We start from the raw sequence: 23,126 nt of genomic DNA, 5'->3' as shown, positions 1-23,126 counted from the left end.
TTTCTATTGCGAGTGTTCAAAATTGTGCCCAAACCGTTACGTGATTATGTCTATAAAGTATTCGCGAGCAACCGCTACCAGCTGTTTGGCAAAAGAGCTGTGTGCATGATTCCCACCCCAGATGTACGGAGTAGATTTATCGGTGCTGAAACCGAGCCGGGCCGGCAACCGGCGCTCACTTCGTGAGCTGGACCGCCGGTTTGTGGATGCTGTGGTGAAGGTACTGGGGGCACAATGAGTAAGGTCGTGGCTAACCACCGCATGGCAACCTTTTTGGCTGGCCGAAAGTCAATAGGACAGTGCAAGGTGGCAAGCCGCCCGGGAGGAGTGCGGGCAATGTGCCTTGCCCTTTTTGAAAATTCCACAGGAGTCCGCATGTCTAGCACCTTAGGATTGAAACGGTTCCTGCCCATTTTGCTGTTGGTAAGTGGGGTGTCCCTCACCGCCGGTGAAAAGGTCTATCGTTACGAAGCCGACCTGACGAGGGTGGTGCTGGACCGCTACAAGGTGATTCTGGACGCCTCTGATTTTGCTCCGGAGACGGGCGGCGAGGAGCTCGCGTTTCTATTTCCCAGGATGATCCCGGGCACCTACAGGGTCGCAGACTATGGCAAATATATCAAAAGACTGCGGGCCTTTGATGCCGACGGCAAACGTCTCAGGGTCAGGCGGAGGGGCAAGAATGCATTCATGATCAAGCATGCCCAGCGCTTAGCGACCATCTCCTACTGGGTCGCCGATACCTGGGACGCCCGCCTGGTGCGTAACCGGGTCATGCCCATGGCAGGGACGAACGGCGATGCCGGCCGGAACTTCGTGGTAAATGCGGCGGGTGTTTTCGGCTATTTCCGTGGAGAGGAGCTCAATCCTGTGGAGGCTACCTTCAAGCGGCCCGCCGCACTCTACGCCCAGACCGTGCTGCCCAGGCAGGAGCTGGGCGGGGATATGATTCGGTTTCGTGCGAAAGACTATCACCACCTGATCGATTCGCCCATCATGTTCAGCGTAGCCGACACGCTGAGCTTCAGAGTACGCAACACCAGGGCGCTTATCGGTGTCGATTCGAAGATTCGGCGCGTAGGAAAAGCGCAGCAATACTATGATGTCATCGGACCCTCAATGGAGGCCGTGGGCGATTTTCTCGATTCTCTTCCGGCGGACAACTACAGTTTTATCATCTATGAGATGGACGCCCACGCCCTGGGTGAAATAGCATCCCATCCGCGCTTTCAGCTCCTCCGGGTCTTGTGGTTCATCCTGAAAAACAAGACTATTCTGGGGTCGGGCGCCCTGGAGCATAAAACCTCGTCCTTCTACTTTTTCCCTGATTTTGGTGCCAATCAGGATCGTGTGATCGAGCGGCTAATGCCCTCAACGGCGACACACGAGTTTATGCATATTATCACGCCCTTGACCCTCCACAGCCAACAGGTAGGCAACTTTGACTATGAAAACCCCGTCATGTCGAAGCATATCTGGCTGTATGAAGGGGTGACTGAATATTTCGCCAAGCTGATCCCGGTGAGGGGTGGGCTGGTTGCGCCCAAAGATTTCCTGATTCGAGATATCCGGCCGAAAATCAGGCGTGCCGAAAAATTTCCCAATGAGGAGCTAACCTTTCTTGAGTATTCGGAAAATATACTTGAGCGGAAAAATCGAAAACTCTATCGTATCGCCGTGCAGGAGCGGGGGGCCATCCTGGGGATGCTGCTGGATATCGAAATTATTCGTCTTACGGATGGAGCGAAAACGCTCATCGACGTGCTGCGGGAGCTCTCCGCCAAGTATGGAGTGGATCGCTCTTTCGATGAGAATACCTTCATTGCCGAGTTTGTCTCCCACGTCCATCCTGATTTGCAGTCCTTCTTCGACCGCACCATCGGCGGCCATGAGGAGCTGCCCTATGCCGAGATACTTGACCATGTTGGCATAAAATATACGGCCGAGGTAACCGAGCCCCGACCCAAGAACCTGGTGACGGACAACGATGTAAAGGCCAAGCGCAATATTATCGGTGCCCTCATTATCAGGAAAGTGGGCCGGGAGGTCCAAGGGGACCTGCAGAAGGGGGACATCATTGACCCGCGCTTCAACCGGCGACTCATGTATGATGCTTTCGCCAACTATGTTCCCAAGGGTACCGTCGTCGACCTCCCTCTTATTCGCGACGGCGAGAAGATCACCGTTCCCATGACGGTGGAATACCACGAGAAGGAACGGACCCACAAGCTCACCATCAGCGCCGCGATGACCGCTCAGCAGGCCCGGTACTACCAGCGATGGCTGGGTCAGGCGCCACCCGTGGCCGAGGATTAGCGCGGAGCGATCAGCCTGCCGTCATCCAGCGATGAAGCCCCCGGCCATCCGGTCAGGGGGCCTTTTTTTGGTGGTGCCGTGAGCCCTTAGCCGCGCATGACCTTAGCCGCCGCCCAGCCCACCAAAATCAGTACCCCCAGCACCAGCAAGGGGTGGCCGCTGCCATAGGTTGAGACCGGGAAGTGGCTGCTGATCATGATGAAGACCATGGGCACGGACAGGTAGGTGTTATGCTTTGTGGCGCGGCGGGCGCGGGCGGCCAGGGCGGGGTCCTGCCGGCCCTCACCCCTGGCAGGCCTCGATGTGCCGGACTCGCCGAGACGGTTACGCCCAGGGTCTACGGCGAGTCCGGCCAGCATCGTGCGCTGGGCAGGTAGGATGCGTCCCCAGACATTGGCGGTCATGATGGTGCCGAAGAGGGCGCCGATGTGGATGTATACGCCGCGGCCGCTGTAAACCCCTTCCAGGGCGTAGGCCAGTGCCACCACCAGCAAGAACGAGGCGGTCACCGCCACGGACTCGTAGCGGCCCAGGGGGGAGCGCCACAACAGATCGTAAACGGCCGTGCCCCCTACCAGCACGCCCAGGCCCAGACCGATGGCCGCGGCCGTGCTCAGCTCCGAGTCAGCGTTCAGCAGGGCGCCGCCGAAGTAGTAGACCATGAACAGCAGCAGCATGCCGCTGAGCCAGGTGAGGACCGACTCCCACTTGAACCAGTGCAGGGTGCGGGGCATCACCTCGGGCACGGTCTGCTTCTGTACCAGGTAGAAGCCGCCGCTGTGCACCATCCAGAGTTCGCCGGCCACGTTGGGTTTGGCGGCGGGATTGTCGGGGGGCGCGAGCCGGCGCTCCAGCCAGTTGAACAGGTAGGTCTGTCCGATCCAAGTGATGCCCAGAATGACGTGGAACCAGCGGGCAGCCAAGTGCAGCCAGTCGGCGAGGTTCAGGTCCACGGGCGTACCTCGGGGTTGGGGTGAGGGGTAGCGGCGGCCACGGTCAGCTGCCCCGGTAGGTGGTGTAGCCGAAGGGGCTTAACAGGAGGGGGACGTGCACATGCTCCTGGGGCGACCGGATGGTGAACACCACGGGTATCGCGGTGAAGAGGCTGTCCACCTGCCGGGCCTGGAAGTAGGCCGCCACCTGGAAGGTGAGGCGGTAGGTGCCGGGGGCAAGGGTGGACTGGCCGGCCAGCAGCGAGGCGCTGCGCCCGTCGGCGTCGGTGGTGCTTTCAGCGAGGGGCTGCCACTGCTCGGCGTCGTCGAGCCGGGCCAGCTGGATGGCGATGCCCGCGGCGGGACGCCCGGCGGCGGTGTCCAGCACATGGGTGGTGAGTGGGCTTGGCATGGGGCGGTCCTCCGGGTGGTCGGTTGGCGAAATGGGCGTGGTCCGAATGTGGCGTCGTCGCCCTCAGCGGCGGTCCATAATGGTCTTGAAAGAGCGAGTGCGGATGTCGTCCAGCGACAGGCCGGTAGCCGCCACCTCCTTCTCGGTGAGGGCGCCACAGCCGATGCCGCGCAGGAAGTAGTTGAGCAGGGCCTGCCCCGTGGCGGCGTCGTCAAACACGTTGCCCACCAAAGTGGCCTTGGCGGCCATGTCGATAAAGGTGCGCAGGCGCAGCGAAGCGGCCTCCAACCCCTGCAGGAAAAAGGTGTAAAGCGCCCCGTAGCGGATGGGCAGCTGGGCGGGGTGCAGGTCCCAGCCCTGGTAGAAGCCGTTCTGCAGGGAATGCTGAATGTGGTCAAAACCCAGTTTCCAGCCGTGGTGCACCGCCGCGCGATTTTCCTGCGCCTGGCGATCGGTGAGGGGCTGGTTTTGGGTGGCCCTGTGGGGCGGGACGGGCATGATATTGGTGGCGCCATCGGACAGGCGGATGCTGGTGCCGGCAAAGGCCAGTTGCATCATATGTCGGGCAACATCGCAGGCCGGGTGGGTCATGCTCTGATAGGCCGCTGTAATGTCGATGGAGGCGGTGTAGTCGTAGACGCCGAAGTGGGCGGCCACGCAGCGGCCTTCCGCCGCCATGGCCAGCAGCGGCAGGGCCGACTCGCCGCGATGATTGAGGATGGACTGGGTGGTCTCCACCATCAGCTCCAACCTGAGGGCGTCAGCGGGGAGGGCGGTTTCCGACTCGAGAATCTTGAACAGGTCGACGAGGGCGGCCACCTGCTCGGGGGTCGTTATCTTGGGCAGGGTAACGACAAAATTGGCGGGCAGTTTGCCGCCGGAGCCCGCCGCCAGAGTGGTCACGAAAATGTCCAGGGTGCGGACGGCCCGGACTTTTAATTCCTCGGTAAACGGTTTGATACGGATGCCGATGAAGGGGGGCAGGGAGCCGGCCGACATGCCCTGCAGCAGCTCCCCAGCCGCGGCGGCGGCGTGCTCGTCCTCCTCGCTGTCAGGCCGGTTGCCGTAGCCGTCCTCGAAGTCGATGCGGAAGTCTTCCACCGGCTCGCGCTGAAGTTTTTCAATCACTCGCTGGTAAACGCTGTAAGCCAGGGTGGCCGGGTTGGCGGCATCGAGAGGCTGGTCCCCGACGCCCGCAAGGCCATCGGCCAGTGCGGCAATCTCGTGCTGAGATGTGGGTAGCTGCTGCCAGCCGGGAATCTGCAGGATGCCGGCAAAGTCCACGAAAGTCGGGGCGTATTCGGTGAGCTGCTTCAGCGCGGCGGCGCCCATTTTCTGGGCTGTCCCGGCCTTGAAGATGTGGGCCCCGCCATAGACGGTGTGGACGGCCTGGCGGTCGCCCGAGTCCCCGGGATAGAGCGCAGCCAACGCCCGGTTGGAATCCCGGAGCCGCTTCATGATGCCTTGGGTCAGGCCTGGTGTGAACGAGGTTTGCATAGCTGCGTCCTGTTGCTTAGATACGGATGAGTTTGCGCAATCGCAGGCGGGTGATTTCGAGCTGCTCACGCGCGGCGATCTGCAGTTCGGTGTCCGGGTCGTTGACCAGCCGCTCCTTGAGATTGGCCAGCAGCTGGCCGGCACTTTTGCCGGTGGCCGACACGATATAGATGTAGCCGAAGCGGTCCTGGTAGCGACGGTTGCCGGCGGCCAGCTCCGCCAGCGTGCCGTCGGATGCGGCGGCGACACCGCGCTGCTCTCCCGCAGCCCAACGGCCGGTCGCCGGGAAACGGGTTCGCTGGCTGTCCACGGCACCGATTTTGGGGTGCTGGGCGAAGGCTTCCAGCCAGTCATCCGGTGAGAGCCGCTCCCAGATGGTCCCAGCGGCCTGGAGCAACTGCTCCTCATCCGCAAAGGGCCGCAGCGCCAGCATCTGGTCCGACCACTTTTGGGACCCGCAGCAGGTGAGGAACTTACGGCGGGCCGCCTCAGGAGCGGCGCGATTGATGCTGTCCGGGCCTTGCAGCACGTGGTTGCCTACGTGGCGGGCAGCGCGGGAGGGTTGCTGGTGAGTTTTGGTAAGCCCAAGGCCCTGAGCCGTGCGATACCGCCATCGGGGTAGATATTCAGCCGCAGATGGGTACTGTCGCCGATGTCAGCCAGTACGGAGGTGAACTCATGTCGGCTGTGGCCGGTGAGTCTGGATTTGGGGAGCAGCTCGCGCCAGGCGACCGCCGCGCTGTCAAAGGCCTGGTCGTCCGTGTCCGGCTGAAAGCAGCCCTCGAGCGAGCACTGGTCGGGATAGTTGCCCTTGAAATGGGTGGTCTCCACGACCACCTTTTCGATGGTGCCTGGACGGCCCAGCCTGATAATGGTCCAATCGTGACCGGGTCCGCGCCGCCGTTTCGTCTCCCAGCCGTCGCCCATATTCAGGGCTGGCCCCGGCATGATCAGGTTTTGCATGGTGCTGAAAAACATATCGCTGCAGTCCAGGGCCAGGCCGCCGTGCTCCACGGCCGCGAGGTCGATAACCGTGCCCGCAGCATAGCTGGCCCAGTCCGGCGCGACCATGCCGTACGTGCGGAGGCGGGCGACGCCTCCGTCGGGGTAAATGTTGAGGCGCACGTGGGTCCAACGCTGGTCATCATCAAGGGGGAACATGTTCTGCAGATCCGGAGCCAGGGGCGACCTGGGCAGGATTTCGACCCACTGTGCCCCGGTGGGGAGGGACCCGGTGGGGTCACCGACGCCGGCATCCAGGGATGCGTGGGTCGGATGGTTGCCAAGAAAGTGGTGGGTGTCGATGTTGACGCTGCGGATAATGCCGGGCAGCCCCAGCCGGATCACGCACCAGTCGTGGCCGGGGGTCCGCCGCCGGCGGGTTTCCCAGCCGTCCATCCACTTGCCACGGTCGGTGTATTCGTCGGGTTTGGATATGCCCCGACCGGGCTTGAGGAGGTTTTCCTTGGGGGCAAAAAACTCATCGTTGGCCTCCAGCGCCCGGCCGCCCAAGCGCTCGGCTGCCAGGTCAATGAGTCCCGCGAATGGAGCCGGAGCGGTCATGTCAGGCCACCTGGTGCTTGGAAGCCCGATAGAGCACCTCACCGCGGGGCGATCCCAAGAACTGCCCCGGGTCGTAGATTTTTGAGCCTCGCAAGTAGGTCTGCTCGACCACGCCGTAGAGGGTTTCCCCCTCGTAGGGGGTGGTGGGATGCCGGTGCAGCAACCCATCGGGAGTGGGGGTCAGGGTGGTCTCCGGGTCCCAGACGGTGAGGTCGGCGTCAAAGCCGGGGGCCAGCCGGCCCTTGCGGTGGTCCATCCCGATGAGTTTTGCGGGGCGGCTGCACATCCACCGGGCCACATGCTCAATGGCAAAGCCGCGCTGGCGGGCTTCGGTCCAGACGACGGGCAGGGTGAGTTGCAGCGACGCGATGCCACCCCAGGCCGCTTGGAAGTCACCCTGTTCCATGCGCTTGAGCGCCGGCAGGCAGGGCGAATGGTCTGAGACAATGAAATCGATGGTGCCCTCCTCAAGGGCTTGCCACAGCAGCTCACGGTTTTGCCGGCCACGTATGGGCGGGGCGCACTTGAAACGGGTATCGCCAGCAGGGATCTGCTCAGCGGTAAAGTGCAGGTAGTGCGGGCAGGTCTCCACCGTCAACGGAAGGCCGTCCTGGCGGGCCTGCCGGAGGGCCTCCAGGGCACTGGCCGAAGAGAGGTGGACGATGTGCACCGGGCAGGAAAACTCCCGGCACAACCGGATCATGAGCTCCACAGCGCGGAGCTCCCACTCATCGGGCCTGGAGGCCAGGTAGTCCGCGTAGCGCGGCCAGGGACCGCGGCCCTCCGGGCCGGTGGCCAGTTCGGCGTGCACCAGCACGGGTAAGCCGCCGGGGGCGAGCAGGGCCAGCGCCAGGCGCAAGTTTGATTCGTCCATGGCGGGGAACTCATCGATGCCTGAAGGAGCGAGAAAAGCCTTGAACCCCAGCACGGCGGCGTCAACCAGGGATTCCAGGTCCGGGAGGTTGTCGGGAACCAACCCCCCGTAGAACCCGCAGTCCACCCACAGTTGGCCCCGCGCGGCTTCGATTTTTTGGTGCAGCGCCGCCGCGGTGGTGGTGACGGGAACGCAGTTCAGCGGCATATCGGCCAGCGTGGTGATGCCGCCGGCCGCGGCCGCCCGGGTGGCCGATTCGAAGCCTTCCCAAGCGGTGCGGCCCGGTTCATTGATGTGCACGTGACTGTCCACCAGTCCGGGCATGACCACGCGCTCGCCGACGTCGTCCAGCGGGACGCCCGCGGGCACCGCGTCGCGCCCAACCACGTCGAGAATGCGGCCCTGGGCAATGAGCACGGCCCCGTCGCGGAGGCCGCCCGCAGCCAGAACCCGCCGGCTGCTGAGGGCCCATTCAGGCCGGTCTCGGCTGTTCAGGCCGCCGCCTCCAAGGGCCGCGACGCCGGAACGCTGGGCGTACCCAGCTCCTCAGCGATGATCTGGGCTGCGACGCTGACGGCGATTTCGGCGGGTGTGTGGCTCTGGATGGGCAGCCCCACGGGGGCGCGCAGGTTGGGATACTTCGCTGGGTCGAGACGTTGCCCCTCAAGTCGCTCGAAAATTGCGGCCAGCTTGGCCCGGCTGCCCATGACGCCGATAAAGGGAAACGGCAGGGGCAGTGCGCCGGCCAGTCCACTTACATCGGAAGGCATATCGGTGGTCATGATGACCACCGGGGTGAGCTGCGGGAAGGATATCAAAGGCCCCGCCGCACGGTAGTCCGGAACCACCTGCACCGACGTGGCCCACACATTTTGTTGCAGCGGCTGAACCGCCGCCCGCGTTTCGAACACGGTGACGACAAAGCCCAGCAGGCTCATGACCTGTGACAGGGCCAGCGAGCAGTGGCCGCCCCCGATGATGGCGATCCGCCGCATATTGAGGAGCTGCTCGCGGTAAGTCCAGCTGTCGCCGTCCCGTGTCAGGGAGAAGGGGGCGCTGTGGGGATCGTAGTCCGCCGGGTCGACGGTGAGGCCGCGGCGACTGATGGTGAGCGACCCTGGCGCGTCGCGCTCCGTGAGGTGGGCAGCCGCCGAAATGGCGTCCGCATCCGATTGGGGACGGCACAGATAATAGAGATTGGTCTGGCTGCCGGCGCAGATCATGCCCGATTTTTCTCCGTCACCTTTGGCGGTGTGCGACAGGGTTTGGATTTCAGGGGTGAAGTCAGCCTGCTGCAGGATGGCGCCGGCGCGCTCAATAAGACGGTGCTCCATGATGCCGCCGCCGATGGTGCCCATCATGGTGTGCTGCTCGGAAACCAGCAAGCGCGCGCCGGTGGTGCCCGGCGAGTGGCGGGTATGCTCGGCGACCAGGGCCAGAAAGACCTTCTCACCGCCCTGCAGGAGCCGCGCCAATGTGTTCCAGAACTCAATCATGGCAGCCGGCGGGCGGGTGTACCCTTCATCCAGCGACCTGCTTCTGTTTGGTGCTCAGCCGGCCATCGGTCGCACGAGCAAGATCCGGGGCCGGGGCGGTTTCGGCGTGCAGAGCCATCAGGACGCGCTCGGGCGTGAGGGGCGCGGTGAAGGGTAAGCTTTCGTCGGGCCGAAAGGCACGCATGGCGTGGCGCAGAGCGAAGAAGACCCCAATTCCGTACATCAGGGGCGGCTCGCCAACGGCCTTGGAACCGAAGGGGCCGAGGGAGCTATCGGCATCGGTGAGGAATTTGATATGAATGTCATCGGGCATGAAGTAGGCGTCGGGCACCTTGTACGTGGCCAGGGCGTGGGACAGCAGTTGGCCCTCGTCGCTATACTGCAGGTCCTCCATGGTCATCCAACCCAGACCCTGGGCCAGACCACCCTCGATCTGCCCGCGATCGACCCGTTCATTGATGGGACGGCCCAGATCGTGCACAATCCTGACAGCGTCCACCTCGTAAGTGCCTCTGAGGCAATCCAGCGTCACCTCGACGATGGCCGCCCCGCAGACATGGTAAGCGAACAGGTCACCGCTCAGCGCGGTCGCGTCCCGCCAGATGCCCGGTGTGGCGAAAAAGGCGTGGGCGGAAAGGGCCACGCGCCGGCGGTAGGCCGCCAGCACCAGGCGCTCCCAGGACCAGCCGGTCGCCTGCCCATTGTAGAGCACCTGTCCGTTCTCGATGACGATATTCGCGGGCTCGGCCTTGTGGAGTTCCTCTGCAGCGACGGTTTTGAGGCGCTCCACGATCTGATTGGCGGCCAACAGCGTGGCATTGCCGTTGAGCAGGGTGGTGGAGCTGGCCGCGCTGGGCGACATGTTCGCCACCCGCGTCGTGTTCGTGCTTTCCACCCGGACCTTTTCAGGCCGGACGCCCAACGCCCTGGCAGCGATCATCGTCAAGTTGGTGGAGAGCCCCTGGCCCATCTCTACGCCACCGGTGGAAAGCCCCACACTGCCATCGGTATAGACGTGCACCAGGGCGCTGGCCTGGTTCATATGGGTGGTGGTAAAGGAGATGCCGAACGCCACCGGCATGACGGCCACGCCCTTCTTGACCTCGAAATGCGCGTCGTTGAAGCTGTCGACCGCCCGCCGGATGCTGTTCAAATTGTAGCTGCTCTCCAGCTCGTCCCAGGCGCGCCGGGCGTGATCGTTGGCGACCCGCTGGCCGAAGGGGAACGAGTCGCCGGGTTTTATGAGATTCCTGCGCTGGAGCTCCTCCCGCGGCCGGCCCAGTTGCTCGGCCGCCTTGGCAATGGCGGCTTCAATGACGAACATGCCCTGGGGGCCGCCAAAGCCGCGAAAGGCGGTGTTGGGGGGCAGGTTGGTGCGGCAGCAGGCGCCATTGAGCTGCACATTGGGGATGAAGTAACTGTTGGTGCCGTGCAGCAGTGTACGCTCCAGCACGGCTGGGGACAGGTCCACCAGGGCCCCGGAATTCTGGTAATGCCAGGCCTCGTAGGCCACGAACTTGCCGTCGCGGGTCAAGCCCAGTTTGAAGTCCGACTGGTAGGGATGCCGCTTCCCGGTCATGCGCATGTCCTCGGCCCGATTGAGCACCAGCTCCACGGGACGGCCCGTGTGCCAGGCACCCAGCGCAGCCAGGCAGGCCCAGACGGTGGCCTGGTCCTCCTTGCCGCCGAAGGCGCCGCCCAGCCGGGTCACGTCGACCTCAATGCGGTGCATGGGCACGCCCAGCATGCCGGCCACCACCTTCTGTGCCGCGTGGGGGGCCTGGGTGGAGGCGTGAATGCGCAGGCGCTGCCCTTCCAGCGGGATGGCCCGGGAGCGCTGGGTCTCCAGGTAGACGTGATCCTGGCCCCCCAGGTCGCAGCTGCCCTCGACCACGAGGTCGCACTGGCCCCAAGCAGCCTCCACGTCGCCCAGCGAAATGGTCTTGGGTGTGCCGATGAGCTCGCCGGCGCGGTAGGCCTCGCGGGGGTCGGTGATGGCAGGCAGCTCGTCCACCTCCAAGCTGATGAGCCGGGCGCCACGGCGGGCCAAACCCGGGTTTTGGGCCACCACCACGGCCACCGGCTGGCCCGCGTAGCAGACAGTGTTTTCAGCCAGGATGGGCTCATCGGGAATGCGAGGGTCCAGCAGGTTGTTGCCGGGGATATTTTTGGCCGATAGCACGGCTACCACGCCATCCAGGCCGCGGGCCGCATCCAGCTGCAACGCCTTGATGCGCCCATGGGCCACGGGAGAAGCAAACACGGCTGCGTGGAGCAGGCCGGCCGGCGGGGGCGTGTCGTCTACGTACTGGGAGGTACCCCGGGTGTGGGCCGGGGCATCGATGTTATGCATAAAAGGCCCTGACGCTGATCTCCTGGGGAAAAAGTGTGGCGAACTGGGCGATCATCAACTGCCGCACCAACAGCCGCTTATAGTCAGCGCTGCCGCGAATGTCGCTGATGGGAGCCGCTTCCTCCTGGGCAGCACGAATGCCGCCCTGAACGGTCTCCACCGAAACCGGTTTGCCGGTGAGGTACTGCCCGGTCTGCAGCATGAACAGCGGGATGGGCGCCACCCCGCCCACGGCCAGCCCGACGTCCGTCATGACGCCGTCGGCGGTGGTCACCGACAGGGCGCAGTTGACGCTGGCGATGTCGAGGTACTTGCGTTTGGAGACCTTCTCGAAGTGGAAGCGGTTATCCGCGGGTGGGACCGGCAGTACGATCTCGATAAGTAGTTCGTCAGGCGCCCGGTCCATGTCTTTGTAGCCCCTGTAAAATGACCGCAGTGAGACCGTGCGGTGGGTGTCGCCTCGCCGGAGCACCAGCCGGGCATCCAGTGCCAGCAGCATGATGGTCAGGTCGCCAATGGGAGAAGCATTCATGATGTTTCCGCCCAGGGTGGCGCGGTTACGGATTTGCCATGAGGCGATGAGCCGGCTGGCCGCTTCCACGTCGGGCCACAGGCCGAGGATGTGGGGGTCGTGGCTAAACTCTTCGAACGTGGTGAGGGCGCCCACCTTCACGTGGTTATTTTCCCGGACGATGCCCCTCAAGTTGGGGCGCAGGTTCAGGACATCAATTTGGGCGTCGGTGACCCGATAGTCCTCCTGGACATAGAGGTCGGTGCCACCGGCCATGAAATAGTCCGGGACGGGCGGGCCGTCGGGCCGCTCGGCGGCGGGCAGGTTGCGCAGGCGTTCCGGGATACCGCCGAAGTAGGCCGGCAGCATGTGGCGGGCCAGCAAGGCGTCCAAACTCGTGGGGCCGTCGACCGCATCCTGAAGGGCCGCCGTGCAGTGCTTCAGCGAGCTATAGCCGGTGCACCGGCAGAGGTGCCCGCTCAGGGCCAGTTTGACGCCGTCAAGATTCACCGGCGGACCGGCCTGCATGAGGTAGCCGGTCAGGGAGACCACGATCCCCGGCGTGCAGAACCCGCACTGCGTAGCCCCCTGGTCAACGATGGCTTGCTGGACCGGCGTCAGCTGGGGCAGGTTCAGCCCTTCGATGGTCACCAGGTGCTTGCCCTGGAGTTCACCCAGCGGCAGCAGGCACGAGGTGACGGGCTGGTAGCGCACGCCTGTGCCATCCGGCTCGCCGGTGAGCACGGTGCAGGCCCCGCAGTCGCCCTCACGGCAACCCTCCTTGGTGCCCATAAGGCCGGCCTCGGCGCGCAGATAGTCCAACACGGGGGTGCCGGGGCTGCTGGAAGTGCGGACCTCCCGGTCGTTGAGGATGAAGTCAATGGGCGCTGGCACGGCCAACTCGGGTTCCGGTGCTAGGGCTTTTTTTGGGCCGCGCGGCCGCCTAGGCCAGCCCCTTGGCTAGCCGGTCGTTCCACGATTCCTTGGGTTTGGCACCGGGCACCTCCTCCATGGTGATGCAATCGGTCACCGGGCAGATCAGGGCGCAGAGGTTGCAGCCGATGCACTCATCCTCATCCACAAAGGGGACGTAAGCCAGCCCGCCGTTCAGGGCGTGTTCCTGCGGGGGTGCAATCTCGGTGCGGAGACCCAGGCCGTGATCGGGTTCACCGTGGTAGGCTGAGCACAGATTCTGATGGGTGTGAATGCATTGGTGGGCACCGTCCAGGCAGGCCACGTAGCAGAGGCCGCAGCCGATGCACAGGTCGCTGTTTATCTTGGCCACCACGTTGTAGTTCAGGTCCAGGTCGCCCCACTCCTTGAAGCCCGGCACGGCCCTGCCCACCAGTTCCTGGACCGACGCCAGCCCCTGCTCAGTAAGGTAGTTGTCCAGCCCGTCGATCATGTCCTCTACAATGCGGTAACCCAGATGCATCACGGCTGTGCAGACCTGCACGCTGGTGGAGCCCAGGGCGATGAACTCGGCGGCATCCCGCCAGTCGGATATGCCGCCGATGCCGGAGATGGGAATGGTGATGCGGGGGTCCCTGGCCAGCGCGCCCACCATGTGCAGCGCGATAGGCTTCACCGCGGGTCCGCAGTAGCCGCCGTTGGTGCTCTCCGTGCCCACTGTAGGCTTGAGCGACAAGGTGTCCAGATCGACCCCGATGATGGACTTGATGGTGTTGATGAGGGCCAGGCCGTCAGCCCCACCGCGCACGGCAGCCAACCCCGGATCGAGGATATCGCCAATGTTAGGGGTGAGCTTGATGAGCACGGGCGTGGTGGCAAACTCCTTGGCCCAGCCGGTGATGGTCTCCAGCACTATCGGCTCCTGACCCACGGAGCTGCCCATGCCCCGCTCGCACATGCCGTGGGGGCAGCCGAAGTTCAGTTCCAGGCCGTCGGCGCCGGCGTCCTCTGAGCGCTTGATGATCTCCCGCCAGTCATCCCGGGTCTCCACCATGAGGGAGACCACCACGGCGTGTTTTGGGTAGCGCTTCTTGACCTCGTAGATCTCCTTGAAGTTGACGTCAAGGGGGCGGTCGGTAATGAGCTCAATGTTGTTGAGGCCGGCCAGTTTGGCGCCGGCTACGTCGATGCCGCCCAGCCGGGATGAGACGTTGACGATGGGCTCGCCCAGGGTCTTCCACACGGCACCGCCCCAGCCGGCGTCGAAGGCGCGCATCACCTGCTCGCCAGAGTTTGCGGGTGGCCCCGAGGCCAGCCAAAAGGGGTTCGGGCTGCTGATACCGCCCAGGTCGATGGATAGGTCAGCCATCACGTTCCTCCGGTCATTTCGTTGGCGGCCGCCGGCAGCGGGGCGGTCATCGCTGCAGGGGGTGCTGTGGGCGCCAGTGCGGGCCTCACGCCCCAGTCCTTCAGCATGGCGAAGGCGGCCTCCCGGCCGTCGGCCGCCGCGTTGACCACTTCCTGGCCACCGTTAATGCAGTCGCCCCCCGCAAATATTTTTGGGTGCTGGGTCCGACGTGTTTTGGGATCAACGCGAACGCGGCCGTGGTCGTCAAATTGAATTTCAGGCACCAGCCCCGAGGTAATCTTCGCCTGGCCAATGGCGAGGACAACCCAGTCGCAGGCCAGGTCCACCTCACTCGCGCTGGCGAGGTCGCTCATCCTGAGGCCGGTCACCCGCTCGCCGTCCCGCAGGATTTTCACGGGCCTAAGCCGCTCCCGGAGGCGTACGCCATAGCGCCTGGCGCCGGACAGCTCGTGGGCATAGGCTGACATCTCCCGCTCCGTCCGGCGATAGACCAGGGTGACGCTGGCCACCCCCAGCATGGCCAGCTCCCGGGCGATGTCAATGGAGGTGTTTCCGCCACCCACAACCAGTACCGTGCCCACGTCGGCGGGAATTTTGAAGCCCGGACGGTTCTTGATGGCGCGGATCAGGTCGGTTGCGCCCCAGACGCCGGGTCCGTCCTCACCGGGTAGGCCCAAGGTATGATCGGCGCCTAGGCCCACCCCCAGAAACACGGCGTCATGGGATTCGACCAGCGACAGCAGCGAGGGGTCAGCGCCCACCGTCACCCCGGTGCGCAGCTCAATGCCCAGGCCCAGCAGCCACTCGATTTCCTGAAGAGAGTCCTCGGTATTGAACTTGTAGGGCGCCACGCCGGTGGTATTCAACCCCCCGGGCAGGTCGCTCTTTTCGAAGATGACGGGCGTTACCCCTTCCAGGGCCAGATAGGCAGCGCAGGCCAGCGAAGCGGGACCTGCCCCCACCAGGGCGACCCGCTTGCCCCGGTCTCGGGCAGCGGTAAACAGGGGACGCGAACTGGCTGCCTCCTGCTCCAGCGCCTTGGTGGTTGCGTAACGCTGCAGCCTGCCGATCTGGATGGGCTGGCCGTTGAGGCCGTTGTAGACACAGGCTCCCACGCAGAGCTCCTCCACCGGGCAGACCCGCGCCGTGGAGATGCCCATCATGTTGGAGGCAAAGATGGTGCGGGCGCTGCCGCGCAGGTTTCCAGTGGCGATTTTTTTGATAAAGCTGGGGATGTCAATGCCGGTGGGGCAGGCGGTGATGCAGGGCGCATCGAAGCAGTAGAGGCAGCGGTTGGCCTCGATGAGCGCTTCGGAATCGGAATAGGGCGGTTTGGCGTCGCCGAGGGCCGATTCCAGCCGGGCTGCGGGGAGCTTGAACGGGCGTGTGTCCGCCTTCACTGCAGCTCCAGGGCGGCAAAGGAGGCATCCAGGATACCCACCGCCTCGTCCACCTCGTCCCGGGTGATGTTCAGCGGCGGCGATATCCTGACGGCATTGCCGTAGAGCCCACCGCGCCCGATGAGCAGGCCGCGCTTGCGGGTCTCCTCCAGCAGCAGGGCCGTGGCCGCCGCATTGGGCGTGCGGTCCTGCACCGTTTCGTCCGCCACCAGTTCCAGCGCCTGCATCAGGCCCATGCCGCGCACGTCGCCCAGTACGCGGGGATACTTGCGCTGCAAGCCCTCCAGACCGTCGCGGAGATGGGCCCCCATCCGGGCGGCATTCTCCACCAGGTTGTCGGCCTGGATAATGTCGATGGTGGCGTTGGCGGCCGCACAGCTCACCGGGTTACCGCCAAATGTGGAGATGGTATTCTTGGTCAATGACTGGGCGATTTCGTCGGTGGTGACCACGGCGGCCAGGGGCAGGCCGTTGGCGATGCCCTTGGCCATGGTCATCATTTCGGGCTCGACATTGTACTGCTCGATGCCCCACATCTTGCCGGTGCGGCCAAAGCCGGTCTGGACCTCATCGGCGATCATCACGCCGCCATGCTTGCGCACAATCTCAGCCACGATCTCAAAATACTCCTTGGGCGGGGTGATAAACCCGCCCACACCCTGGATCGGCTCCACAATCATGGCGGCGACCTTGCCTATGGTGGTGGTCTGGATCAGCTCCTCCACATCCTCGGCGCAGGCGACGCCGCAGGAAGGGTAGGTCAATTTCAGGGGGCAGCGGTAGCAGTAGGGCGCCAGGGCGTGCTTCACGCCCGGCACCAGGGTGGGCAGGGCCCGCCAGCTGGCATGCCCCGTTACCGACTGGGCCAGCAGCGAACGCCCGGCATAGCCGTGGCGCAGCGCGATGAACTCCGAGTAGCCGGTGTAGGTCTGCGACAGCATGATGGCGGTCTCATCGGCCTCGGTGCCCGACGCGGTGAAGTAGCACTTTTCCAGCTTGCCGGGGGTCAGCTGCACCAATCGTTCGGCGAGCTCCAACATGGGCAGGGTGGGGTAGAGCGTGGAGATGTGGGTCAGCCGGTCGATCTGCGCCTTGACCCGATCGTTGACCTCCTTGCGGCCGTGGCCCACGGAGATGGTCAGTATGCCACCGAAGAAATCGAGATAGGTCTTGCCATCGGCATCGGTGATCCGGGAGCCCTTGCCCTCCACCGCCACCAGCGGCTCCTCATAGTAGTTCTTCATGGCCGGAAACAGGTACTGCTTGTGCTTCCGGCGCGCCTCGTTGCTGCTCATCTGTTGCGGTTTTGCCATGTGGGTCGTCCTAAGGGGCCGTGAGGTTAGTGTAGGCGTCGGGGCGGCGGTCCCGAAAAAACTGCCACGTGGAACGGACCTCGTCGATCATATCCAGGTCGAACTCCGCCACCAGCAACTCATCCTGGTCCTCGGAGGCGGTGGCGAAGATCTGGCCGCGGGGATCGACAAAATAGGAGCTGCCGTAAAACTGTCCCAGGTCCCACGGGTGCTCCTGCCCCACACGGTTGATGCAGCCCATGAAATAGCCGTTGGCGACGGCGTGAGCCGGCTGCTCCAGCTTCCAGAGATATTGCGACAGCCCCGCTACCGTGGCTGATGGGTTGTAGACAATCTCGGCGCCGTTGAGGCCCAGCGCCCGGGCCCCTTCGGGGAAATGGCGGTCGTAGCAAATGTAGAGGCCTACCTTGGCGTAAGCGGTGTCGAAAACCGGATAGCCCAGGTTGCCGGGGCGGAAGAAGAATTTTTCCCAGAAGCCCGAGGTGTGGGGAATGTGGGTCTTGCGGTACTTGCCCAGATAGCTGCCATCGGCATCGATAATGGCAGCCGTATTGTACAGCAAGCCGGCCTGCTCGCGCTCGAACACCGGCACGATGAGCACCATGTTGTACTGCTTGGCGTACGCCGCCATGCGCTCGACGGTGGGGCCGGGCACCGGCTCGGCGGCTGCATACCAGGCATCGTCCTGGCCGGGGCAAAAATAGGGCGTAGTGAAGATTTCCTGCAGGCAGAGAATTTGTACGCCCTGCTTGCCGGCAGCCTCGATGTAGGGGATGTGCTTCCCGATCATGGCCTCCTTGATCTCATCAATGGTGCCCTCACCCTCGGTGAGCGCCAGGCTCATCTGGATCAGCCCTGATTTGACCTTTCTTGCCACCTCAATGGTCCTCCCTAATCTTCAGCTTTGGCAGCGCGTATGGCATCGCCTGAACCGGTCTAGCTACCTGATTCCCGAGTAGGTGCCACGCTTCAGGAATTGTCCGTCGCCCTTGCTGCCGACGTACTTGCAGTCCTCGATGACCACCTTTCCCCGGGAGATCACCGTCTCGGACACGCCGGTGATCTTAAAGCCCTCGTAGGCACTGTAGTCCACGTTCATGTTGTGGGTGACGGGATTGCCGACGCTGATGGTTTCCTTGCGGCCGGGATTGAACAGCACGAGATCGGCATCGGAGCCCACCGCAATGGTACCCTTGCGGGGGAACAGGCCGAACATTTTGGCTGCCGCCGTGGAGGTCAATTCCACAAACTTGTTCAGGCTGATGCGGCCTGGCAGCACGCCTCCGCTGTGCACCAGGCTCATGCGGTTCTCCACGCCGGGGCCACCGTTGGGAATCTTGGAAAAGTCGTCCACCCCAAGTTCCTTCTGGTCCTTGTAGCAGAAAGGGCAGTGATCGGTGGAGATGGATTGCAGATCCCCGAACCGCAGCCCGCGCCACAGCTCCTCCTGATTCCACTTCTCGCGCAACGGCGGGGTCATGACATATTTGGCCCCCTCGAAGCCCTCCTGCTCGTAGTAGGAGTGATCGAGGAACAGGTATTGGGGGCAGGTCTCGGCAAAGACGGCCACCCCCCGGTCCCGGGCCAGCACGACCTGCTCGAGGGCATCCGCGGAGGAGAGGTGCACGATGTAGACCGGCACCCCGGCCACTTCGGCGATGGCGATGGAACGGTGCACCCCCTCGGCTTCCATGCGTGTGGGGCGGGTGAGGGCGTGCCATTTGGGTTCGGTCTTGCCCTCCGCCAGCGCGCTCTTGACGATCTCGTCGATGACGATCCCGTTTTCCGCGTGCATACAGATGACCGTGCCGTTCTCCCCGGCCTTGCGCATCACGCGGTAGAGGGTGCCGTCGTCCACGTACAGCAGGCCGGGATAGGCCATGAACAGCTTGTAAGAGGTGACCCCCTCATCGGCCATGATGCGCATCTCCGGCAGCCCGTCAGCCTGCATATCGGTGATAATCATGTGGAAGCCGTAGTCGATGGCGGTCTGACCCGCAGCCTTGCGGTGCCAGGTCTCCAGCGCCTCCAGGACGGAGCGTCCCTTGGTCTGGATGGCAAAGTCGATGAGGGTGGTGGTGCCACCGTGGGCCGCAGCCCGGGTGCCGGTCTCGAAATTGTCGGCCGACACGGTACCGCCAAAGGGCATGTCCAGATGGGTGTGGGGATCGATGCCGCCGGGAATAACGTATCTGTTCGTGGCGTCCAGCACACGGTCGGCGGTGACGTCCAAATCGAGCCCGATGAGAGTGACTTTTTCCTGGTCAATATAGAGGTCGGCCCGGTAGTCATCCACGGCGGTGATGATGCGACCATTCTTAATGTGCAATGACATGGTTCATCCGTTGGTTGCGGTGGCCGCCGCGCTGAGCGTGTTCCGGCTGAGGGCATAGTAGGCCAGTCCCGCGATGAGCAGGCCGACGAACCAGGCGTAGTCGTAAAGGCCGGTGAAGAAGGGCGCCACCTGGATGGCACCCCCCGAGGCCTGGGCGAGGAAACCGGGAATGTTGATGCCAATGCCCAGGGCGAGGGCCGCCAGGGCCCGCCAGTTGATCCCCGACCCGCCGTAGGCGTACTCGCCGTCCTGCCGGAAAAGGTCCGGGATGCTCAGCCGTGTGCGGCGCAGCAGATAGTAATCGGTGATCATGACGCCGGCCACCGATCCCAACAACCCGCTGTAGCCCACCAGCCAGGTGAAGATATACTGATTGAAATCGCTGAGCAGCTTCCAGGGGAAAATCAGGATGCCGATCACGCCGGTGATGAGGCCTCCGGTTTTGAATGATATGCGCTTCGGCGACAGGTTGGAGAAATCATTGGCCGGCGATACGACGTTGGCGGCGATGTTGGTGGAGAGGGTGGCGAGGGTGAGGGCGAACAGGGAGAGGGCCACCACGAAGTGGCTGGAGAAGCGGCTGAGCAGGGCGACCGGGTCCCAGATGGCCTCCCCAAAAATCACCACGGTTGCGCCGGTGACCGCAATCCCGATGAATGAATAAAACGCCATCGTGGTGGGCAGCCCCACCAGCTGGCCCAAAACCTGATCGCGCTGGCTCCTGGCATAGCGGGTGAAATCGGGTATGTTGAGTGACAGGGTCGCCCAGAAGCCCACCATGGCCGTCAGGCTGGGCCAGAACAGCGCCCAAAAGTTGAAGGACCCGGCGCCAGCGCCTCGCACCTGCGCCACCGTGGCATCGGACAGGATGTTGGCCAGGCCGCCACCTTCGCGTACGGCCCACACCAGCAGACCGAGTCCAATGAGCAGCAGGAACGGGGCGGCCAGGGTCTCCAGCCGCTTGATGCTTTCAATGCCGGCCATAATCACCCAGATGTTGATGGCCCAGAACAGCATGAAGCTGCCCAGCTGTCCCCACGACAGGCCCAGCAGCGGCAGGAACTGGTCGGGACCGGCGGGCGTGAAGCCGATGATAATGGCCAGCAGGTTGTAAATGGCGGAGCCGCCGATCCAGGTCTGAATGCCGAACCAGCCGCAGGCCACCAGCGCCCTCATGAGGGCGGGGATATTGGCGCCGACGGTGCCGAACGACGCGCGCAGCAACACGGGAAAGGGGATCCCGTAGCGCGTGCCCGCATGGGCGTTAAGCATCATGGGAACCAGCACAATCAGATTGCCAAGCGTAATGGTGAGCAAGGCCTGTTTCCAGTTCATCCCGGCTGAGATGAGCCCGGCAGCCAACATGTAAGTGGGGATGTTGACGGCCATCGCGATCCACAGGGCGGCAAAGTTTCCCAGCCCCCAAGTCCGGTCAGCCTGGGTAACCGGCGCCAGGTCATCGTTGTATAGGGGGGAGGCGCGCAGGTCCTCCCCGAGGTCGGCGATGGTATCCATCAGGGACCGGGGCGATTGACCGCGGGGCCTAACTCATCCAGTTGGTGCCGGCTTCGGGATTCCATTTGACGGTGGTCTTCTTCAACTTGGTCCAGAAGTTGATGGAGCTCTCGCCGGTAATGTCGCCCACGCCAAAGCGGGAATCATTCCAGCCGCCGAAGGAGAACGGCTCCCGGGGCACGGGCACGCCGATATTCACGCCAATCATCCCGGCACTGACCCGTTCCGCCACATAGCGCGCCATCCCACCGGACTCGGTGAAGACGGATGCGGCGTTGCCATAGTTGGACCCATTCTCGATACGAATGGCCTCATCGACGGTAGCGCTACGCATGATGACCAGCACCGGCCCGAAAACCTCTTCCGAGGCGATTTTCATATCGGGCGTCACCTGGTCAATGACGGTGGGACCGACGTAGTAGCCGTTTTCGTTACCTTCCACAACGGCTCCCCGGCCGTCCACCAGAATCCGGGCGCCCTGCTCCTCCGCTTCGGTGATGTAGCCCTCGATGCGCTCCTTGGCGGCCTTGGAAATGACCGCGCCCAGGTTCTTGCCCGGCACAATTTTGCGCGCCTCGTCGCAGAGCCGTTCGATGATGGGGTCTACATCGCCCACGGCCACCATGGCAGAGACGGCCATGCAGCGCTGGCCGGCGCAGCCGCTCATGGAAGCGGCCACGTTGGCGGCCGTCATAGCGGGGTTGGCATCGGGCAGCACAATGAGGTGATTCTTGGCGCCGCCCAAGCACAGGGCGCGCTTGAAGTTGGAGGTGGCCCGGCCATAGACCAGTTTGGCCACTTTGGTGGAGCCCACAAAGGAGACGGCCTGGATGCCGGGATGGTCGCAGATGGCTTCCACCACCTCGCGGCCACCATGCACCACGTTGAACAGGCCGTCAGGAAGTCCCGCATCGGCGAGCATTTCGCCCACCCGCATGGCGCTTAACGGCACCTGCTCGGACGGCTTGAGTATCATGGCGTTGCCCAGGGCGATGGCGTTAGGGATGGTCCAGTTGGGCACCATGATGGGGAAATTGAAGGGGGTGATGGAGGCCACTACGCCCAAGGGGTGGAACTCCGAGCGGACCTCCACACCGCGGCTCACTTCCTGAATGCTGCCGGAGACCAGTTGGGGCAGGGAACAGGCGAATTCGGTGAGTTCGATGGCCTTGAGCACTTCCGCCAGGGCCTCGTCGTGGGTCTTGCCGTTTTCCTCGCGGATGAGGTCGGTGAGCTCGTCGGCCCGGCGCTCCAGCTCCGTCCGGTAGCGGTAGAAGACCTGTACCCGGTCCTTGATGGTGCGGTCGCCCCATGCGGGCTGGGCCGCTTGGGCAGCCTTGACGGCCATATCAAGGACGTCGGCCGTGGAGAGCGGTACCTCCGAGATTTTTTCGCCGCTGGCCGGATTGTAAACGTCCAGGATGGAGCCGTTTGCGGCCACCTCGTGGCCGTTGATCAGGTTGGTAAGAGCGGGATATTTCATGGTGCCTCTACCCTCGTTGACAATGTGCTGAATGCGTCCCCGTTTAGGGTAACTTCAAAGGTACGCACAACTCTAACGGGAATACAGGGGTAATTCCGTCGGTGGAGAGGGGCGGGATGCACGCGCCCGGGGGCACCGGACTGGCCCTGCTGTTCGCCGCAGAATATGGGCACCCATCCGGCGCTGAGGAAGCGCCGCTGGCACTGCGGTAACAAATGATCGGAGACGCCCCGATCACGGCTGGGTTCAGTGAAACAATTGTACCTTCAGGGGTTAAATTGCCATCGAAATCGATTGAGAGGATTGGGGCCTTTGCTACGCGACTTCCGGAGAACAGTCATGATGAAATTGACGGCACTGAGTGCGGTGCTGTTGTTGGCGGCCTGCGACGCCTATGGAGAGAGCCAGGCCCAGCAGCCGGGTGCTGAACAGGTGAAGGCAGAATCGGTGGACCCCTTGGCGCAGGCCACATTTGGTAGTGGCTGTTTCTGGTGTACGGAGGCCGTATTTGAACGGCTCGATGGGGTTGTAGGAGTTGTCTCGGGCTACTCAGGTGGTCACAAGAAAAACCCGAAATACCGGCAGGTCACATCCGGCCGGTCGGGTCACGCGGAAGTCAGCCAGATCGAGTACGACCCGGCGATCATCAGTTATGACGACCTCTTAGATATGTTCTGGAAGAGCCATGACCCCACCTCACTTAACCGGCAGGGGGCGGATGTTGGTACGCAATACCGTTCGGTCATCTTCTTTCACGATGATGAGCAGCGCGAGCTGGCGGAGGCATCGAAGCGGAAACTGGCCGCTTCCGGCTACTTTAGAAGTCCCATCGTGACGGCCATCGA

At 63.6% G+C, this 23,126-nt stretch carries 18 protein-coding genes; 2 read left to right on the top strand and 16 right to left on the bottom strand.

The genetic code is table 11. The annotated features are described in order from the left end of the window. Positions 1-375 precede the first annotated feature (375 nt). The gene (locus IH971_06600) at positions 376-2,316 is read left to right on the top strand and encodes a hypothetical protein (GenBank protein ID MCH7497502.1); all 1,941 of its coding nucleotides are present in this window, start codon (positions 376-378) and stop codon (positions 2,314-2,316) included. Between the two features lie 86 nt (positions 2,317-2,402). Here the strand turns inward: IH971_06600 and IH971_06595 are convergent, their stop codons facing one another. The 16 genes from IH971_06595 to IH971_06520 form a co-directional block, all read right to left on the bottom strand. Then, positions 2,403-3,269, bottom strand: a complete 867-nt coding sequence (locus tag IH971_06595; protein MCH7497501.1) for a urate hydroxylase PuuD — start codon at positions 3,267-3,269, stop codon at positions 2,403-2,405. A 43-nt stretch (positions 3,270-3,312) separates the two neighbouring features. Then, positions 3,313-3,660 (bottom strand): hydroxyisourate hydrolase, encoded by a 348-nt coding sequence (gene uraH, locus IH971_06590; protein MCH7497500.1) that lies wholly within the window; start codon positions 3,658-3,660, stop codon positions 3,313-3,315. Positions 3,661-3,723: 63 nt separating this feature from the next. After that, positions 3,724-5,157: a phosphoenolpyruvate kinase gene (locus IH971_06585; GenBank protein ID MCH7497499.1), complete on the bottom strand. Its 1,434-nt coding sequence runs from the start codon at positions 5,155-5,157 to the stop codon at positions 3,724-3,726. A 16-nt stretch (positions 5,158-5,173) separates the two neighbouring features. Continuing rightward, positions 5,174-5,665 (bottom strand): 2-oxo-4-hydroxy-4-carboxy-5-ureidoimidazoline decarboxylase, encoded by a 492-nt coding sequence (uraD, locus tag IH971_06580; protein ID MCH7497498.1) that lies wholly within the window; start codon positions 5,663-5,665, stop codon positions 5,174-5,176. A 29-nt stretch (positions 5,666-5,694) separates the two neighbouring features. Further along, positions 5,695-6,720: an allantoicase gene (alc, locus tag IH971_06575; GenBank protein MCH7497497.1), complete on the bottom strand. Its 1,026-nt coding sequence runs from the start codon at positions 6,718-6,720 to the stop codon at positions 5,695-5,697. A 1-nt stretch (position 6,721) separates the two neighbouring features. Next, positions 6,722-8,089 (bottom strand): allantoinase AllB, encoded by a 1,368-nt coding sequence (gene allB / locus IH971_06570; GenBank protein ID MCH7497496.1) that lies wholly within the window; start codon positions 8,087-8,089, stop codon positions 6,722-6,724. Then, a complete protein-coding gene (locus IH971_06565) occupies positions 8,086-9,090 on the bottom strand; it encodes an XdhC family protein (protein MCH7497495.1) in 1,005 nt (334 codons plus the stop codon). The genes allB and IH971_06565 overlap by 4 nt, the downstream gene beginning before the upstream one ends. A gap of 25 nt (positions 9,091-9,115) precedes the next feature. Further along, positions 9,116-11,443, bottom strand: a complete 2,328-nt coding sequence (locus IH971_06560; protein ID MCH7497494.1) for a molybdopterin-dependent oxidoreductase — start codon at positions 11,441-11,443, stop codon at positions 9,116-9,118. Next, positions 11,436-12,848, bottom strand: coding sequence for an FAD binding domain-containing protein (locus IH971_06555; GenBank protein MCH7497493.1), 1,413 nt, complete (start codon positions 12,846-12,848; stop codon positions 11,436-11,438). The genes IH971_06560 and IH971_06555 overlap by 8 nt, the downstream gene beginning before the upstream one ends. Positions 12,849-12,897: 49 nt before the next feature. Continuing rightward, the gene (preA, locus tag IH971_06550; GenBank protein MCH7497492.1) at positions 12,898-14,235 is read right to left on the bottom strand and encodes an NAD-dependent dihydropyrimidine dehydrogenase subunit PreA; all 1,338 of its coding nucleotides are present in this window, start codon (positions 14,233-14,235) and stop codon (positions 12,898-12,900) included. Further along, positions 14,235-15,635 carry an FAD-dependent oxidoreductase gene (locus IH971_06545; protein MCH7497491.1) on the bottom strand — a complete coding sequence of 467 codons (1,401 nt, stop codon included), beginning with the start codon at positions 15,633-15,635 and terminating at the stop codon, positions 14,235-14,237. Before IH971_06545 ends, preA begins: the two co-directional genes overlap by 1 nt. Continuing rightward, complete coding sequence (locus IH971_06540) at positions 15,632-16,930, bottom strand: aspartate aminotransferase family protein (protein ID MCH7497490.1); 1,299 nt, start codon at positions 16,928-16,930, stop codon at positions 15,632-15,634. Before IH971_06540 ends, IH971_06545 begins: the two co-directional genes overlap by 4 nt. Before the next feature lie 28 nt (positions 16,931-16,958). Beyond that, positions 16,959-17,792 (bottom strand): acyltransferase, encoded by an 834-nt coding sequence (locus tag IH971_06535; GenBank protein MCH7497489.1) that lies wholly within the window; start codon positions 17,790-17,792, stop codon positions 16,959-16,961. A 96-nt stretch (positions 17,793-17,888) separates the two neighbouring features. After that, positions 17,889-19,283 carry a dihydropyrimidinase gene (gene hydA / locus IH971_06530; protein ID MCH7497488.1) on the bottom strand — a complete coding sequence of 465 codons (1,395 nt, stop codon included), beginning with the start codon at positions 19,281-19,283 and terminating at the stop codon, positions 17,889-17,891. Between the two features lie 3 nt (positions 19,284-19,286). Continuing rightward, positions 19,287-20,798, bottom strand: a complete 1,512-nt coding sequence (locus tag IH971_06525) for an NCS1 family nucleobase:cation symporter-1 (GenBank protein MCH7497487.1) — start codon at positions 20,796-20,798, stop codon at positions 19,287-19,289. 28 nt (positions 20,799-20,826) lie between these two features. Next, entirely contained in the window at positions 20,827-22,281 is a 1,455-nt protein-coding gene (locus IH971_06520; protein ID MCH7497486.1) for a CoA-acylating methylmalonate-semialdehyde dehydrogenase, read from the bottom strand. Positions 22,282-22,620: 339 nt separating this feature from the next. Between IH971_06520 and msrA the strand changes: the two genes are divergently transcribed. Further along, positions 22,621-23,126, top strand: a 506-nt coding sequence (gene msrA, locus IH971_06515) for a peptide-methionine (S)-S-oxide reductase MsrA (GenBank protein ID MCH7497485.1), incomplete at its 3' end; no start/stop codon positions are given.

This window comes from Candidatus Neomarinimicrobiota bacterium, from assembly GCA_022560655.1.
GTDB lineage: Bacteria > Fidelibacterota > Marinisomatia > SCGC-AAA003-L08 > TS1B11 > JADFSS01.
Note: the sequence above shows the minus strand (reverse complement) of the source record. Positions and strands in the feature narration are given on the sequence as shown.